Annotated in this window: 1 protein-coding gene; it reads right to left on the bottom strand. The window is 51.8% G+C overall.

Features of this window, described 5'->3' with window-relative positions; all coding sequences use genetic code 11:
• The coding region (locus HMPREF2872_RS05965) for a type IV secretory system conjugative DNA transfer family protein (protein WP_283118997.1) at positions 1-527 on the bottom strand (527 nt) is incomplete at its 3' end.
• Between the last annotated feature and the right edge of the window lie 12 nt (positions 528-539).

Genomic DNA, 539 nt, shown 5'->3' with positions numbered 1-539 from the left:
ACCTTCGCCGGATGTGCCATACCTTCGTAAATGATGATTTCGCTGTCCTGACCCATTCCTTTCAATTCCTGCGGCAGCATCAGCGCGCGGCGCTCTTCGCTTTCCGAAACGCTGCGTTCGCGTCCGCGGCTGACGTTTTTGCGTTTTACTGTGGTATAGCCCAACATTTCGGAGTATTCGTTCGCATCCTGCTGCTCCCTCGGCGTATAGATGATTTGCAGCGCATGGTTGGTGATGATCGTGCGGGCGTATTCTTTGCCGTAAACGGTGTCCAGTTGGGCGACGGATTGGATAATCGGAAACAGGCGGATGTTGTAGCCCGCCATGTAGCTGACGGAATGGGCAATGATTTCCACTCTGCCTATGCTGGTAAATTCGTCCATCAGCAACAGGCACTGGTGTTTCAAATCGGGATTGTCCTGCGGTAACTCTTTGGTGTTTTGGTTGATAAGTTGGGAGAAGAACAGGTTGACGATGACCCTCGATTCGGCAAGCTTGTTGGGCAGGATGCCGATATAGACGGTCATTTTCTTTTTGCG

This window comes from Neisseria sp. HMSC069H12, assembly GCF_001812735.1.
GTDB classification, from domain to species: Bacteria; Pseudomonadota; Gammaproteobacteria; order Burkholderiales; family Neisseriaceae; genus Neisseria; species Neisseria subflava.
Note: the sequence above shows the minus strand (reverse complement) of the source record. Positions and strands in the feature narration are given on the sequence as shown.